A 14906-nucleotide genomic window follows, 5' to 3' on the forward strand; every position below is an offset into this window, starting at 1 on the left:
AACAATTTGAAAGCGGGAAAACCCTAAACGTGATTCTCAATTGAATGATGACGCTGCCCGCCCCCCGGCTTGCAAGCTGGACGTGGCCTCAGGGAGCCTTCATCACCTGCCCGTTCACCGTGACGGTCCGATTTTCATCCATCGTGACGTCCCAGCGCAGACGGCCATCCGGATCGGTCTTGGCAAAGCCCTTGGCGGCCAGCAGGCTGAAGGAAACGCTGTTTAGTTGCGGGTCCGTCTTTGCAGCATTTTGAATGGCGGCAACGGTCCCGTCGAAATTGCGTGCAAGAATGGTCGCCTGCAGCGAATAGCTTGCATGGTGCTTCGTGGAACCCTTCAACGCGCCGGAAACCTCAACGTCATAAACACTGGAAGTCGCGCTGATCCTCGGGAATTCGAGGGTCCCATAGCCGCTCGGGAACATGGTGCGCTTCAATGCTTCGCCCGAGATCGGCGTGGCGCGTTCCGCCACGGCTTCCAGAACCGTGTCGACGAGACCATCGAAGTTGATGTTGGGAATTCCGAGCTGCACATCGACCGTCTCGGGCAGGAAAGCCGCATAAGCTGGCGGAATAAGATCGGCGTCCGGCGTGAAATGTTCCGCCCGCACACCGAAATTGATGTTGGAGGCCTTTGTCAGACCATCCATCTTGAAACTATAGTCTAAGCTCTTAACGCCGACCTTCCCTTTATCGGTCGCAAACAGCGCATTGTTCAGCGTCACCGTCTCATTCAGCGAGCCGAATACCGGCAAGGCGCGGCGCACCAGTTCCTCGAACTTCTTGCTGCCGCTCTCCGATAACTGTTTCGCCTTGATGTGCTGGACGAAGAAGCGAATGAGCTCACGCAACTCCTTCACCGGCAAGCTCGTCGCGGTCACTTTGACGTCGATGCTGTCAGCGCTGAGGTTAACGGATGGCGCGCCGGGTGCAGCAGTTTGTTCGCTGAAATGCTGCAGCATACCCTGCGATTGCAGGTCCACTTTGCCGGCCTCGGTACTGTCGGTCACCGCATGGGTGAAGGATGCGCTCTCGATGGTGGCATCCACCTTACGTCCGGCATCTTTGCCGCTGCCGATACTGGAGAACTTGGCGCCGCTGCTCTTCACCTGCATCGAGCGCATCATCTCGATCGCCGGATCGAAAATGCCTTCGACGGAGCTGGATGCGACCGAATAGGTGAGGTCGGACGCAGGCGAATGAACCGAGATATCAACGCTGTTGTCGCCCTTCAGATGCCATCTGCCCTGATCGAGCGACTGCGCGAACAGCGAGAGCGGCTTCAAGCCGGTGACGGAAAACGCGCTGGAATTGACCTTGTCGAAGAATTTCGCGAGATCGTAGGTAATCTCGTATTGATCGCCGGCCGGTTTGACCGCGACAAAACCGCTGCGGGCGAGATCGCGCGAGAGCGAATGCGTCAGGATATTGCGCAGCTCCTTCGCGCCCTGCTCATTGACGTCGGCCGCCTGCGAAACGGCCGCGAGACCGATGGAAAAAACTGCGGCGGCGGCGATAGCCTTGGGGCGCATAACCCGACCTTTCCCTTTGACGCTGATCGATTGGATTCGACTGTTGAAGAGGCCGAGGGTATATGTCAAGCCATTGATAGAAATAGCATCGTCGGCTCTTTATCATGAGTTGCAATGTCATCACAGATGCGCTTTCTCCAGAGATGCTTGCACCGCCGGCCTCTTTGTATTATACGCCACGCGTCCGCGTAGACACCCTTGGAGGCAACGCGGATGAGGCAGGGCTCGCCCTCCTCCAGTTCACCCGATTCCGATGAACGGATGAACTCTCCAAATAACCTCGAAAGGAATAGCCATGAGCCAGGAAAGCTACGAGCTCAAGGCCGAGGCGCGCGAACGGGTTGGTAAGGGGTCCGCCCGTGAACTTCGCCGCAACGGTTTCATTCCCGCTGTCATCTATGGTGACAAGCAGGCCCCCATTTCGATCGCTCTCAACACCAATGAGGTGACGAAGCGCATTCATGCCGGTGGTTTCCTCACCACGATCGCGACGATCGACGTCGACGGCAAGAAGATCAAGGTTCTGCCGAAGGACTACCAGCTCGATCCGGTCCGCGACTTCACGATCCACGTCGATTTCCTGCGCGTCTCCGGCAACACCCAGGTGACCGTTGAAATCCCGGTTCACTTCGAAAACCACGAAAAGTCCCCGGGCCTCAAGGCTGGCGGCGTGCTGAACATCGTTCGCCACGAAGTCGAAGTCCACTGCCCGGCCGATGCGATCCCGGAATTCTTCACTGTTGATCTGTCCGGTCACAAGGCTGGTGCCAGCATCCACATCTCGGATATCACCCTGCCGAAGAATGTATCCCCGGTCATCACCGACCGCGACTTCACGATCGCAACGATCGCCGCTCCGGCTGCCGGTCTTGCCGACGAAGAAGAAGGCGGCGAAGAAGAAGCCAACGCTTAATCGGCCTCTTTATCGCGACACATTCAGACCCGCCTCCCCTTCAGGGGACGGCGGGTTTTTCATGTATAGATTCTAATAAAAGAAATAAGAAATCTAATAATTTTTGAAATCAATACTCTATTTAAATCCATTAACCCCGCGGTTTCAGCAACATTTAACAAATTCGTGAAAGTTTACGCGAAAGAGTTGTAGAGAAAGGCCCAGCCCTAAGATCAGCCGGTCTACGACTGGGGAGCAAGCGGAACTATGAGCCATTCCGTCGAGAACAGGTTTTTCGCGATCGTCTGCGGCGCGCTGCTGGTTTTCGTCGCGCCGCTCTTCGTGTTGTTCCTTTTCCTTTCGTCCGAACGCGCCGAAAAGGAAATCAAAGACCATATTTCCGTCCTGCTCGTCGCCAATGCCCAGGCGCTGGCCAAGCCACTATGGGACCTCGATGAAGACAGCGTGACCCAGATCAGCGCGACGACGGTCGCCGAGGGCGCGGTCGTCAAGGTCAATGTCCGCGACGTCTCCGGCCAGCTCGATGTTACCCAATCCACCATCCCGAGGTCCTACAAGGGCCTCTTGGAATCCATCGCCCGCCCGATCATCTACAACGGCGTGGACGGCGCGAAAAATCTCGGCACCATCACCGTCTACTACCCAGCTCTCGGTCTCTTCGACGGCTTGAAGAACGAGGAGATCGTTTTCATCTCGATCTTCATCTTCGCCGTCCTGACCGTCTTCGGCGCCGCCCTCATCGGCAACCGCATCTTCATCATCCAGCCGCTGATGCGGCTGACCCACGCGGTCGAGGCGACCCGGCGACTCGGCTCGCGCCATCACGTAGATTGGCAGTCTAACGACGAGATGGGACGCCTCGCCCGCAGCTTCAACGACATGCAGAGCAAGCTGGAGCGCGAAGAAACCGAACTGAAGCTTGCCCACCGCCGCGCCACCGACACCTACAATCTGACGCCGGCCATGCTGTTTTCGCTCGACGATGACGATTGCATTGCCGCCGTCAGCGATTATTGGCTCGCCGCCACAGGCTATGGTCGGGCCGATGTGCTGGGACGTAAATTTGCGAGCCTGGTCCTGCCGGAATCGCGCGAGGAATACACCGAACGCAAGAGCAGCCGTCTCGACAGCGCTGCCCGTCTCGACGTCACGGTGAAGTTCCAGTGCCGGGATGACCGGGTCATGGACGTGCTGATCCTCGAAACGACGGCCATCCAGGATGGCCTTACGCTTTCGGTCATGACCGACGTCACCGACCTCAAGCAGTCCGAAGACCGCAACCTGCGCCAGGCAATCACCGACCATCTGACCGGCCTTTTGAACCGTCAAGGTTTCGAGACGGCACTCGATGCGAAGATCAACGAGGCGGATCTGCGCAAGCGCGAGCTCGCCTGCCTCTTCGTCGATCTCGACCGCTTCAAATGGATCAACGACAACATGGGCCATGCCGCCGGTGACGCGGCGCTGCGCGAACTGGTTTCGCGCATGCAGGCACGATTGACCCCAGGCGACATCGCCGCCCGTCTCGGCGGCGATGAATTCGCCATCCTGCTGCTTGCCGAAGATGCCGAGAAAAGAGCATTCGATATGGCGGCCCGCATCGCCGAAGTCTTCGAGACGCCTTTCGGCGGCGATGCCCGCCTCAGCGCCAGCATCGGGATTGCCATCTACCCACGCCAGGCCGCCAACGCCGCAGAACTGCTGTTGAAATCCGATATAGCAATGTATGCCAAAAAGCGCGACGGCAAGAACGGCGCGCAGATCTTCGATAACAGCATGCTGGACGATTCCCGCCGCCGGGCTGAGCTGGAGAGCCATATCGAAAGTGGCCTGAGCGACGACTGGTTCGAAGCGCACCTGCAGCCGATCGTCAATATCGATGACCGCTCCATCGCTGGCTTCGAGGCGCTGATGCGGCTGCATCATCCGCAGAAGGGTATCCTGCCGCCGGCCCGGATCATCGACGTTGCCGAGGAGACCGGCTCGATCATACGCATCGGCAACCGCATCATGGAAAAGGCAATTTCCCACTTCGCCCGTCTCTCACGCCTCGACGGCATGCAGAATACCTACCTCGCCATCAATTTCTCGCCGCTGCAATTCGAGTCTGGCCTGCCGATGCGCATCGCGGCCCTGCTCTCCCGCCACGATATCCGCCCGGAACGTATCGTCGTCGAAATCACCGAAGCCGTGCTGATGGACGACAATCCGGAGACACGCACGGTCATCAACGAGATCTGCCGTTATGGCTGCCGCATCGCTCTCGACGACTTCGGCACTGGCTACTCGTCGCTGAGCTATATCAACCGCTTCCCGGTCGACATCATCAAGATTGACCAATCCTTCGTCCGCGCAATCAACGATACTGCCTCCGATGTCAGCCTTAAGAGCCGCATGCTGGTCGAAAGCATCACGACGTTGTCGCACAAGATGAACTGCACCGTTATTGCGGAAGGCATCGAGACCGAGGAAGAGTGCGCAACCCTGCGCGCCATGGGGCTCGACTATGGCCAGGGCTACCTGTTCCACCGGCCGCAGCATCCGAACGATCTCATGAAGGCGCTTGCGGGACCGCAGGCTGACTACCTCACCCCCGTAGCGCAAGCATCATAGAGAAAGAGGAACTACATGCGAAAACTGCTTCTTCTGGTATTTTTCAGCCTGTCCTCTCTCAGCCTTCATCACACGGCTAAAGCCGCAACCGTCAATTTTACCACCGAGGAATATCCGCCTTTCAACTATCGCGAAGGCAAGACTCCCATGGGCGCGGCCGTCGAGCAGGTGGAGAAGATTATGACCGACATCGGCGTCGACTATTCGATCGATGTGTTGCCCTGGGCGCGCGCCTACAATCAGGCACTGACCGTACCGATGACCTGCGTTTTTGTCACCGCTCACAATGACGCGCGCGACAAGCTGTTCAAATGGGTTCAACCGTTGCTGATCGATCGCAATGTTCTGATCAAGCATACCGGGTCCCCCGTAACCGCCGACACGCTCGACGAAGCTCGGAACTATCTCGTCGGCACATGGCGGGGCGATTATACCGAGACTGTGTTGCGGCAAGCCAACTTTCCGCGGATCGATGTCGGCGCCGATTTCCGGGCGACGCTGAAAAAGCTGATGAGTGACCGTATCGACCTCATGCCGATCTCGGTCCTCTATTTTGACAAGCTGAAAAAGGAAGGCGATGCCGTCGAACAGGTCACCGTCCTCTCCGAACAGGCGATGGGCATCGCCTGCCAGAAGGATTTCCCGGACGATATTCTGAAGAAGATGCAGGCTGCGCTCGACAAGCTGATCGCCGGCGGAACGCAGAAGCAGATATTCCTGAAGTACGGCCTGAACCTCGGCAACTGACGAGGTTGCCGCCTTGACTTTGCCGCTAATTCCCTGTGGTGAAGGGCATCAGCATTTTCCAAGGGGTGAAGCGCAATGCTTCTTATCGCGGGTCTCGGCAATCCCGGCGCCAAATATCAAGGCAATCGTCACAATATCGGCTTCATGGCCGTGGACGCGATCCACCGCCGCCACAGCTTTTCGCCCTGGTCGAAAAAATTCAGGGCTGAGATTTCGGAAGGCGAGCTCGGCGGCCAGAAAGTTCTGCTGATCAAGCCGCAGACCTTCATGAACCTTTCCGGCGAATCCGTCGGCGAGGCCATGCGCTTCTACAAGCTGGAGCCTTCCGACCTAGTGGCGATCTATGACGAACTCGATCTGCCGGCCGGCAAGGCGCGGCTGAAGACCGGCGGCGGCCATGGCGGCCATAACGGCATCAAATCGATCGATGCCCATTGCGGCCGGGAATACCGGCGGCTGCGTCTCGGCATCGGTCATCCCGGCATCAAGGAGCTGGTGCACAATCATGTGCTCGGCGATTTCGCCAAGGCGGACCGGAGCTGGCTGGAACCTCTATTCGACGCGCTCGCCGACAATGCCGACATGCTCGTGCGCGGCGAAGATTCGCAGCTTATGAACAAGATCGCTCTTGCCCTCGGCGGTAAGGCGGAAGAAGAGACGCCGAAGCCGGAAAAGAAGGCCGTGGCCAAATCGCACATCCATCAGGCCCGCAGTCACAACCAGCCACGAATGCCTGAGAGCGGCCCGATGGCCGAGATGCTGAAGAGAATGTTCGGCAAGAAGGACGATTGAAATGGCTGAGGCAGCGGGAGACGGGGCCGCGGGTATTGTCATCCGCCCGGCCACAGCCGGCGACCTGCCGCCGCTGCTAGCTCTCTACCGCCATCTCAACCACGACGATCCCGATATGGATTCCGGATTTGCGGAGGATCGGTTCGCCGCGATCTCTGCCCATCCGGGCATGACAATTTTCGTCGGCTTCGAAGGCGAACTCGCCATTTCCTCGGTCACCCTGGTCGTTATCCCCAACCTGACGCGTAGCGGCGCTTCCTATGCGCTGATCGAAAACGTCGTCACCCATGCCGATCACCGCCAACGCGGCCATGCTCGGGCGTTGATCGAAACGGCGGTCGCGACGGCCTGGGAGAAGAATTGCTATAAGGTAATGTTGCTCACGGGCTCCAAGGATCCGGCGACGCTGCGCTTCTACGCCAATTGCGGCTTTTCACAGGACAAGACAGGCTTCCAGATCCGGCGTTCTGCCGCCGGCTGATATATCGCCGCCCGCGCCTATTCTTCCGGTTCGGTGGTGAACATCAATGGGAAGCCGGCGCTTTTCGCCAGATCGATCGCTTCCTGCGCCTTTGTCTCAGCAATATCCCTGGCGCAGACCATGACGACGCAGGTGCCAAGCTTATGCGCGGTCATCATGACGCGATAGCCGGTCTCCTCGCTCATACGGAACACGGCCTTCAGCACCATGATGACGAATTCACGCGGGGTGTAGTCGTCATTGACGAGAATGATCTTATAAAGCTTCGGCCGATCGAGCTTCGGCTTCGTCTTAGTCTTGGGTTTTAGGATGACATCATTGTCACTCATCGGGCTCACCGTTGATGACAGGGAAAAGAAATTTGTGGCTGATGGGCAATTTATACTGCACCGCAACCAAGCATTCAAGGAAAACAACGTTTTCGGAAGGGCGGTCAGATCAATCGACCGTGAACAGCAGCTTCGCTCACCGCCCGCAACATCATGACTCCATCACAATCGCTGGATTCCTCCGACCATCCTTCTCTACAGAAAAACGGCGCATCCGCCGTGCAAGGCTTGACCCGCAACGGCCCTTCGCCCATACGCACAGCAAAGTTTTTCAAGATATGGACAAGGTGCCATGGGTTTCAAATGCGGTATCGTCGGATTGCCAAATGTCGGCAAGTCCACTCTGTTCAATGCGCTGACCAAGACCGCGGCGGCGCAGGCAGCGAATTATCCCTTCTGCACGATCGAACCGAACACGGGTGAAGTGGCGGTTCCCGATCCGCGCATGCGCAAGCTTGCCGACATTGCCAAGTCGAAAGAGCTGATCCCGACGCGCATCTCTTTCGTCGACATCGCCGGCCTGGTGCGTGGTGCGTCGAAAGGCGAAGGCCTGGGCAACCAGTTCCTCGCCAATATCCGCGAAGTTGACGCCATCGTGCACGTGCTGCGCTGCTTCGAAGACAGCGACATCACCCACGTCGAAGGCCGCATCAATCCGGTCGCCGACGCCGAGACGATCGAGACGGAGCTGATGCTTGCCGACCTCGATAGCCTGGAGCGCCGCACCGAGCAAACGCGCAAGCGCGCCACCGGCAAGGACAAGGAATCCATGGCGATGCTGCCGATCATGGAAGCCTCGCTCCAACTGCTGAACGAAGGCAAGCCGGTGCGCACCCTGCTGTCGAAGCTCGACGCTGAAGAAACCCGCATCCTCAAGGGCTTGAACCTTCTGACCTCTCACCCGGTCCTCTATGTCTGCAATGTCGCAGAGGCCGATGCAGCGACCGGCAACGAGCATACGGCTGCCGTCGCCGCCATGGCGAAGGAACAGAATTCCGAAGTGGTGATCATTTCCGCCGCCATCGAAGCGGAAGTCGCGCAGTTGCCGGAAGACGAATCCAAGGAATTCCTCTCCGCCCTCGGCCTCGACGAAGCCGGCCTCGACCGGCTGATCCGCGCCGGCTACAAGCTGCTGCACCTCATCACCTATTTCACTGTCGGCCCCAAGGAAACGCGCGCCTGGACGATCGAAGTGGGCACCAAGGCTCCACAGGCCGCCGGCGTTATCCATTCGGATTTCGAACGCGGCTTCATCCGTGCCAATACCATCGCCTTTGACGACTACATCGCCTACAACGGCGAAACAGGCGCCAAGGAAGCCGGCAAGGCGCGCGACGAAGGCAAGGAATACGTCGTCCAGGACGGCGACGTCATCCATTTCCGCTTCAACACGTAAGGCATGACGGGATTGCCGGCCTCACCGGAGCGCCGGCAATTTTCCCTGGACCGATGCCGGCAGCAGCCGGACGACAGCGCGGCGCAGATGCGGCCAGCCGACGCCGATCACCAGCACGATCAAGCCGACGATCATCAGCACGATGAAGCTGACCTTGTCGAGCCCGGCATTATTCTGCCGCAGAATGGCGCCGATCGCGACGCCGAGTGACATCAACCCTGCGGTCACGAAAGCACGTCTATCGATGATCAGGCCGATCAGCATCATGACCACCACAATGGCGACGATGGTCAGCGCCTGCACGTAGGTACCATGCTCGGTGCCGGCAAAGAACGCGCCGCTCCTGTCTGCCTCAAGCTGAAATACCAGCAAGAACGCCGTGTAAAGCAGAGCTGGTGCCGTCACGAGATGCAGCCAGAAAGCCACATCCGAGCGACGCGTCCTGCGGTCGGGATCGCTAAGATCGAAGCGCATCGCCACGGCAAATGCCCCGAGCGCAGCCGTAAACATGATGACGAACGACTGCAGCGGATAACTCAAGACGACATTCGATGCGCCGGAGGCAAGACCGATCAGATAGAAGACGCCGGCGAGCATGAGCACGAACAGCGAGAAGAGCAGCATCGCCAGCGACAGCGGTACGCGATAGCGCCAATAATACAGCGCCAGCAGCGGCGGCAATGGCAAGGCCATCATGATCCAAGAGGTCATGAGGCCCGGGCTGGCGGCATTTCGGGTGCCGAAATACGTCACGGCTGCCCAGAAGGTCAAGCAAACCAGCGCGATCGTCAGCACGACGGCGGGAAGCGCCAGACGCTGGCGACGGACCAGGATTTCGGCCAGGATGATGATGGCCGGCAGCGTCGCGTAGTAGCCGGCGAGCCCCCACAAGCCGGAAAGCAGGACGATGATGCCGATGGTGATCAGCACGTCATGAAAGCCGCGGATGAAACGCGGCGCTTCGCTGTCCTCCAGCGGATTCGCAATATCGTCCTCGCGAGGCTGCGAAAGATCGTTCCTGACGGCAGCCGCTTTGATGCCGATATTTCGCTCGGCCAGATAAGGCAAAAGCCTGCTGGCCTGATCCGAGGAGATGATCCCCTCGCCGGCGGCGCCTTCCAGCGCGGTCTTGAGATCGCTCATGTCTGTTCCTGCGTGGTGTTGCGGTCGCCAAGCCTCACCACATCGTCGCTGCACAATCAAGGGCTGCGAAGCACACCATTCGCCGCACCCCTTTTCCTGTCGCGACCATGAAAATGCTTGCGCCATTGCCGGTTGCCGTGCGATTGCGCACGGACGGAATGAAGAAGTCGGTGACGAATATGGCAAAACTGACATATGAGGATTTTCAGGCCGGACAAATGTTTCCGCTCGGCCCGAAACATGTGACTGCCGAAGAGATCGTCGAGTTTGCGCGCGAATTCGATCCGCAACCGATGCATCTCGACGAAGCTGCCGGCCGCGCCAGCATCCTGGGCGGGCTCGCCGCCTCCGGCTGGCACACCTCGGCAATGTTCATGCGCATGATGACCGACAGCTATCTGCTCAACACCGAGGCCGAAGGCGCGCCGGGTATCGACTTCATGGACTGGAAGAAGCCGGTGCTGGCGGGCGATACGCTGTCGGGCCGGTCGATCGTGCTCGAATCCCGCGCCATGCGTTCTCGCCCCGGCATCGGCATCGTCAAGTTCCGCCATGAGGTAGAAAACCAGCGCGGTGAGCTGGTTTGCCTCGGCGAAAATGCGACGATGATCCGCATGCGCTTGCCCGCGGAGGCTTCAGCATGAAGATGACGGAGCTTTATCCGATCGGTGCGCGCGCCGAGATCGGCAGCCATACGTTCACGGTCGAAAATATCGTCCGTTTCGCCTCGCGCTTCGATCCGCAGATTTTCCACATGGATGCAGAAGCGGCCAGACACACGCTGTTCGGCGGGCTTTGCGCATCCGGTTGGCACACCTGCTCGGTCTGGATGCGCACCTTCGTCGACTATTGGAAAAGCGAAACCGCCCGCCTCCACGCCGAAGGCAGAAAACCGCCGAATCTCGGCCCTTCGCCCGGTTTCCAGAAGCTGCAATGGCTTCGCCCGGTCTTTGCCGGCGACACTGTCACCTACGGAGTGACCTTGCTCGCCAGCCGCCCACTGAGCTCACGCCCCGGCTGGACGCTCAACACCATCCTTTGCGACGGAACCAACCAGCACGGCACGGCGGTGTTACGGTTCGAGAGCACCGTGCTGGAGTTCGAATAAATGCCCTCGCCCTCTTTTAGAGGCGAAGGCATGCTGTTCCTCAATGTCCGGCGAATTCCACCAGGGTGTGAACTGGCACATCGAGCGCTTCCAGCTTCTTGCGGCCACCGAGATCCGGGAGGTCGATGACGAAGCAGGCGGCAACGACCTGGGCGCCGATCTGGCGCAACAATTGGGTGGCGCCGACGGCGGTGCCGCCAGTGGCGATGAGGTCGTCGACCAGGATCACCTTCTCGCCGGGATTGACCGCATCGCGGTGCATCTCCATCTCGTCGACCCCATATTCGAGGCTATAGGCGATGCGCACGATATCGTGCGGCAGCTTGCCCTTCTTGCGGATCGGCACGAAGCCGGCCGACAACTGATGCGCCACCGCGCCGCCCAGAATGAAACCGCGTGCTTCCATGCCGGCGACCTTGTCGATCTTGGTGCCGGCATAGGGATGCACGAGAGCATCCACGGCACGGCGAAACGCCCTGGCATCGCCGAGCATCGTGGTGATGTCACGGAAGATGATGCCGGGTTTTGGATAATCCGGAATGGAGCGGATGCTGGCGGCAAGCTCCGAAGCGATAGTGTTCATGAAATATGTACTCTCAGGCTATGATGGGGCCGGCCGCACCCTATCAAGACCCGTGCACGATACCAACAAAAAAGGCGGCCTCTGACGACCGCCCTTCTCTGATTATACGGCCGAGCCGCTTAGTGGGCGCCGGCCTTGGCGTAGACCGACCGCTTGGTGAGATAGATCAGCACCGAGAAGATCAGCAGGAATACGATGACCATGAAGCCGGTTTGCTTGCGGGCTTCGAGATGCGGTTCCGAAGCCCACATCAGGAACGATGAGACGTCCCTTGCATATTGATCGACCGTCTGCGGCGAGCCATCGTCATAGGTGACCTGGCCGTCGGAGAGCGGCTTCGGCATGGCGAAGGTCGCGGCAGCATCGAAATACGGGTTGTAGTGCGAGTTCTGCGGAACCGTGAAGCCAGCCGGAGGCTCTTCATAACCCGTCAGCAGCGAGTAGATATAATCCGGCCCGCCTTCCTGATACTGCGTGAAGATATCGAAGATGAACTGCGGGAAACCGCGTTCGACTTCACGCGCCTTGGCAAGCAGCGACATGTCCGGCGGCACCGCGCCATTGTTCGAGGCCGCAGCCGCTTCATCGTTCGGGAACGGCGGCGGGAAGTGGTCAGATGGAACCGCCTTGCGGGTAAACATCTCACCCTGGGCGTTCGGACCGTCCTGTACTTCATAATTGGCCGCGAAGGTTTTGACCTGCGCTTCCGAATAGCCGAGTTCTTCCAGCGTGCGGAAAGGAACCAGCTTCATCGAATGACAGGCGGAGCAGACTTCCGTATAGACCTTCAGGCCGCGCTGAAGCTGCCCCTTGTCGTAGTAGCCGAAGGGACCGGAGAAGGTCCAGTGCTGCTCCCTCGGCTCCTTGAGCGGATAGTGCGGCGTCGCAGCTTCGGCGGCGGGCTTGGTCTCCGCGGCAACGGCGGCAACGGTCGCGAAGCCACCGATGAGGGCGATCGACAGAAGGCCGGCAACAAGCTTTTTCATTGTTCTCTTCCTCTATCGTCGCCGGTTATGCTTCAACCGGAGCGGCTGTTTTGCCGTTCTGCTTTTCAAGAACCGCTTCCGTAATCGAATTCGGAATGCGTCTCGGTGTTTCCACCAGGCCGAGGACCGGCATGGCGACGAGGAAGAACAGGAAGTAGAACAGCGTCGCGAACTGCGCAGCCGTCGTGTAGATGCCTTCCGCCGGCTGCGAGCCGAGCCAGCCGAGCAGGATGGCATCAGCGATGAACAGCCAGAAGAACAGCTTGTACCAAGGACGATAGACCGCCGAGCGAATCTTGGAGGTATCGAGCCAAGGCAGAAAGAACAGCACGATGATCGCGCCGAACATCGTCAGAACGCCGCCCAGCTTGGAGTCGATCGGGCCGATGTTGAAGGTGATCGAACGCAGCATCGCGTAGAACGGCAGGAAGTACCACTCCGGAACGATGTGGGCCGGCGTCTTCAGCGGATTGGCCGGAATGTAGTTGTCGGCATGGCCGAGGAAGTTCGGCAGGTAGAAGACGAAATAGGCGAACACCAGCAGGAAGATAGACACGCCGAGCGCATCCTTCAGCGTCGCATAGGGTGTGAAGGCCACGGTGTCGGTCTTCGACTTGACTTCGACGCCGGTCGGGTTCGTCTGGCCGGTCACATGCAGCGCCCAGATGTGCAGGACAACCACGCCCGCGATCATGAACGGCAGCAGGTAGTGCAGCGAGAAGAAGCGGTTGAGCGTCGGATCGTCAACGGCGAAGCCGCCGAGCAGGAAGGTCTGGATCCAGTCGCCGACCCAGGGAAAGGCCGAGAAGAAGCCGGTGATAACGGTCGCGCCCCAGAAGGACATCTGACCCCAGGGCAGAACGTAGCCCATGAAAGCCGTCGCCATCATCAGGAGATAGATGATCACGCCGAGGATCCAGAGGATTTCGCGAGGCGCCTTATAGGAACCGTAGTAAAGGCCGCGGGCAATGTGGAGATAGACCGCCACGAAGAAGAAGGACGCGCCGTTGGCATGCATGTAGCGCAGCAGCCAGCCATGATTGACGTCGCGAACGATCTTTTCGACCGAATTGAAGGCGATTGTCGTATCCGCCGCATAGTGCATGGCAAGAACGACGCCGGTCAGGATTTGCAGAACGAGCATGACGGCCAGCATGGCGCCGAACGTGTAGGCATAGTTCAGATTGCGCGGGACCGGATAGGCGATGAAACTGTCATAGACCATACGCGGCAGCGGCAGCCGCGCGTCGACCCATTTTTCGAGCCCCGTTGATGGCTCGTAAGACGAATGACCACTCATGATTCAGCTCCCCCTCAACCGACCTTGATCTTTTTTTCTGCGGTAAACGCATATACCGGAATAGCGAGGTTCTGCGGCGCGGGCCCATGGCGGATGCGACCAGCGGTATCATAGACCGAACCATGGCAGGGACAGAACCAACCGCCGTATTCTCCCGCCTGACCAAGCGGTATGCAGCCGAGATGCGTGCAGACGCCGATCATGACAAGCCAGTTTTCCTTCCCATCACCGGCCGAACGCGCGACATCGGTCGCTTGCGCATCCGCCGGCAAATTGGCATTGCGGGCGTTCGGATCCTTCAGATCGGAGATCTGCGCACCCTTCGCGTCATCGATTTCCTTCTGCGTGCGGTTGCGGATGAAAACCGGCTTACCACGCCATTTCACCGTCATCGACATGCCGGGCTCCAGGCTCGAGACATCGACTTCGATAGAAGCAAGAGCGAGCGCCGAGGCATCCGGCCGCATCTGATCGATAAACGGCCAGGCAACGGCGACTGCGCCCACTGCGCCGGCCATGCCCGTCGTCAGATAAAGGAAATCTCGGCGAGTAGGCTCGCCCGTAGTTTCATTCGTCGTAATGTGCTCGCTCAAGGCTGGACCATCCTCATCCGCAAAACCCGCAGCTTGACGCTGCGGTACCCCCTCACTGCCGGCGAATCAACGCGACCATAATTCCGCCATAGATTCCTCCGTAACCCGCCGCGTTCTAAGCTTGATCGCAAATTATGTCCAGTCTTGGCAAGGGGTGCGGGCACAATGTCGCGGGAAAACTGCGCTATTTGGCCGTGAGTGCCGAGCTTAAAATCCCCACCGCCGGTCAAATAGACGTAAGCGCATGAAAAATCGCGAGATTCGCCCTATAGATTTTCGTATCGCAGCGCAAAATAAACAGTGATTTTAATGCTGCAATGCACCCCGGTCAGCATGAGGCTGACCGCCGATCTATACTAAGCTCTACTTCCTACTCCTTAAATCCGAATGG

At 58.9% G+C, this 14906-nt stretch carries 15 protein-coding genes; 8 read left to right on the forward strand and 7 right to left on the reverse strand.

Translation table 11 applies throughout. The features are described 5' to 3' along the window. Positions 1-88: 88 nt before the first annotated feature. Positions 89-1531 carry a hypothetical protein gene (locus N2601_RS10480; RefSeq protein ID WP_104823739.1) on the reverse strand — a complete coding sequence of 481 codons (1443 nt, stop codon included), beginning with the start codon at positions 1529-1531 and terminating at the stop codon, positions 89-91. A 295-nt stretch (positions 1532-1826) separates the two neighbouring features. Here N2601_RS10480 and N2601_RS10485 point away from each other — a divergent pair, with 295 nt between their 5' ends. The 5 genes from N2601_RS10485 (at position 1827) to N2601_RS10505 (ending at position 7077) form a co-directional block, all read left to right on the forward strand. Beyond that, complete coding sequence (locus N2601_RS10485) at positions 1827-2444, forward strand: 50S ribosomal protein L25/general stress protein Ctc (protein ID WP_104823740.1); 618 nt, start codon at positions 1827-1829, stop codon at positions 2442-2444. A gap of 246 nt (positions 2445-2690) precedes the next feature. Further along, a complete protein-coding gene (locus tag N2601_RS10490) occupies positions 2691-5057 on the forward strand; it encodes an EAL domain-containing protein (protein ID WP_104823741.1) in 2367 nt (788 codons plus the stop codon). Positions 5058-5072: 15 nt separating this feature from the next. After that, the gene (locus N2601_RS10495) at positions 5073-5804 is read left to right on the forward strand and encodes a substrate-binding periplasmic protein (RefSeq protein WP_104823742.1); all 732 of its coding nucleotides are present in this window, start codon (positions 5073-5075) and stop codon (positions 5802-5804) included. Between the two features lie 75 nt (positions 5805-5879). Continuing rightward, positions 5880-6596: an aminoacyl-tRNA hydrolase gene (gene pth, locus N2601_RS10500; RefSeq protein ID WP_104823743.1), complete on the forward strand. Its 717-nt coding sequence runs from the start codon at positions 5880-5882 to the stop codon at positions 6594-6596. A gap of 1 nt (position 6597) precedes the next feature. Beyond that, entirely contained in the window at positions 6598-7077 is a 480-nt protein-coding gene (locus N2601_RS10505; RefSeq protein ID WP_104823744.1) for a GNAT family N-acetyltransferase, read from the forward strand. Positions 7078-7094: 17 nt separating this feature from the next. On the opposite strand, the gene clpS is transcribed toward N2601_RS10505, so the two are convergent. Further along, a complete protein-coding gene (gene clpS / locus N2601_RS10510; protein ID WP_104823745.1) occupies positions 7095-7406 on the reverse strand; it encodes an ATP-dependent Clp protease adapter ClpS in 312 nt (103 codons plus the stop codon). Positions 7407-7698: 292 nt separating this feature from the next. On the opposite strand from clpS, the gene ychF reads away from it, so the two are divergent. After that, positions 7699-8802, forward strand: coding sequence for a redox-regulated ATPase YchF (ychF, locus tag N2601_RS10515; protein ID WP_104823746.1), 1104 nt, complete (start codon positions 7699-7701; stop codon positions 8800-8802). Positions 8803-8823: 21 nt separating this feature from the next. Here the strand turns inward: ychF and N2601_RS10520 are convergent, their stop codons facing one another. Further along, a complete protein-coding gene (locus N2601_RS10520; protein ID WP_104823747.1) occupies positions 8824-9945 on the reverse strand; it encodes a hypothetical protein in 1122 nt (373 codons plus the stop codon). 179 nt (positions 9946-10124) lie between these two features. Between N2601_RS10520 and N2601_RS10525 the strand changes: the two genes are divergently transcribed. Beyond that, positions 10125-10589, forward strand: coding sequence for a MaoC family dehydratase (locus N2601_RS10525; RefSeq protein WP_104825155.1), 465 nt, complete (start codon positions 10125-10127; stop codon positions 10587-10589). Then, positions 10586-11053 carry a MaoC family dehydratase gene (locus N2601_RS10530; protein WP_104823748.1) on the forward strand — a complete coding sequence of 156 codons (468 nt, stop codon included), beginning with the start codon at positions 10586-10588 and terminating at the stop codon, positions 11051-11053. Before N2601_RS10525 ends, N2601_RS10530 begins: the two co-directional genes overlap by 4 nt. Positions 11054-11093: 40 nt before the next feature. Here N2601_RS10530 and N2601_RS10535 read toward each other — a convergent pair whose 3' ends face one another. The 4 genes from N2601_RS10535 to petA form a co-directional block, all read right to left on the reverse strand. Further along, positions 11094-11636 (reverse strand): adenine phosphoribosyltransferase, encoded by a 543-nt coding sequence (locus tag N2601_RS10535; protein WP_104823749.1) that lies wholly within the window; start codon positions 11634-11636, stop codon positions 11094-11096. A gap of 119 nt (positions 11637-11755) precedes the next feature. Beyond that, positions 11756-12622 (reverse strand): cytochrome c1, encoded by an 867-nt coding sequence (locus N2601_RS10540; RefSeq protein WP_104823750.1) that lies wholly within the window; start codon positions 12620-12622, stop codon positions 11756-11758. Between the two features lie 25 nt (positions 12623-12647). Beyond that, positions 12648-13922, reverse strand: a complete 1275-nt coding sequence (locus N2601_RS10545) for a cytochrome b (protein ID WP_104823751.1) — start codon at positions 13920-13922, stop codon at positions 12648-12650. Between the two features lie 14 nt (positions 13923-13936). Further along, positions 13937-14515 carry a ubiquinol-cytochrome c reductase iron-sulfur subunit gene (petA, locus tag N2601_RS10550; RefSeq protein ID WP_104823752.1) on the reverse strand — a complete coding sequence of 193 codons (579 nt, stop codon included), beginning with the start codon at positions 14513-14515 and terminating at the stop codon, positions 13937-13939. Positions 14516-14906 lie beyond the last annotated feature (391 nt).

It is taken from the genome of Rhizobium sp. CB3060 (assembly GCF_025200735.1).
Taxonomy (GTDB): domain Bacteria; phylum Pseudomonadota; class Alphaproteobacteria; order Rhizobiales; family Rhizobiaceae; genus Rhizobium.

What these genes read in the sequence shown, in the direction of transcription:
- N2601_RS10480 (WP_104823739.1), bottom strand. Translation starts at nt 1,531, where the DNA reads ATGCGCCCCAAGGCTATCGCCGCCGCCGCAGTTTTTTCCATCGGTCTC.
- N2601_RS10485 (WP_104823740.1), top strand. Translation starts at nt 1,827, where the DNA reads ATGAGCCAGGAAAGCTACGAGCTCAAGGCCGAGGCGCGCGAACGGGTT.
- N2601_RS10490 (WP_104823741.1), top strand. Translation starts at nt 2,691, where the DNA reads ATGAGCCATTCCGTCGAGAACAGGTTTTTCGCGATCGTCTGCGGCGCG.
- N2601_RS10495 (WP_104823742.1), top strand. Translation starts at nt 5,073, where the DNA reads ATGCGAAAACTGCTTCTTCTGGTATTTTTCAGCCTGTCCTCTCTCAGC.
- pth (WP_104823743.1), top strand. Translation starts at nt 5,880, where the DNA reads ATGCTTCTTATCGCGGGTCTCGGCAATCCCGGCGCCAAATATCAAGGC.
- N2601_RS10505 (WP_104823744.1), top strand. Translation starts at nt 6,598, where the DNA reads ATGGCTGAGGCAGCGGGAGACGGGGCCGCGGGTATTGTCATCCGCCCG.
- clpS (WP_104823745.1), bottom strand. Translation starts at nt 7,406, where the DNA reads ATGAGTGACAATGATGTCATCCTAAAACCCAAGACTAAGACGAAGCCG.
- ychF (WP_104823746.1), top strand. Translation starts at nt 7,699, where the DNA reads ATGGGTTTCAAATGCGGTATCGTCGGATTGCCAAATGTCGGCAAGTCC.
- N2601_RS10520 (WP_104823747.1), bottom strand. Translation starts at nt 9,945, where the DNA reads ATGAGCGATCTCAAGACCGCGCTGGAAGGCGCCGCCGGCGAGGGGATC.
- N2601_RS10525 (WP_104825155.1), top strand. Translation starts at nt 10,125, where the DNA reads ATGGCAAAACTGACATATGAGGATTTTCAGGCCGGACAAATGTTTCCG.
- N2601_RS10530 (WP_104823748.1), top strand. Translation starts at nt 10,586, where the DNA reads ATGAAGATGACGGAGCTTTATCCGATCGGTGCGCGCGCCGAGATCGGC.
- N2601_RS10535 (WP_104823749.1), bottom strand. Translation starts at nt 11,636, where the DNA reads ATGAACACTATCGCTTCGGAGCTTGCCGCCAGCATCCGCTCCATTCCG.
- N2601_RS10540 (WP_104823750.1), bottom strand. Translation starts at nt 12,622, where the DNA reads ATGAAAAAGCTTGTTGCCGGCCTTCTGTCGATCGCCCTCATCGGTGGC.
- N2601_RS10545 (WP_104823751.1), bottom strand. Translation starts at nt 13,922, where the DNA reads ATGAGTGGTCATTCGTCTTACGAGCCATCAACGGGGCTCGAAAAATGG.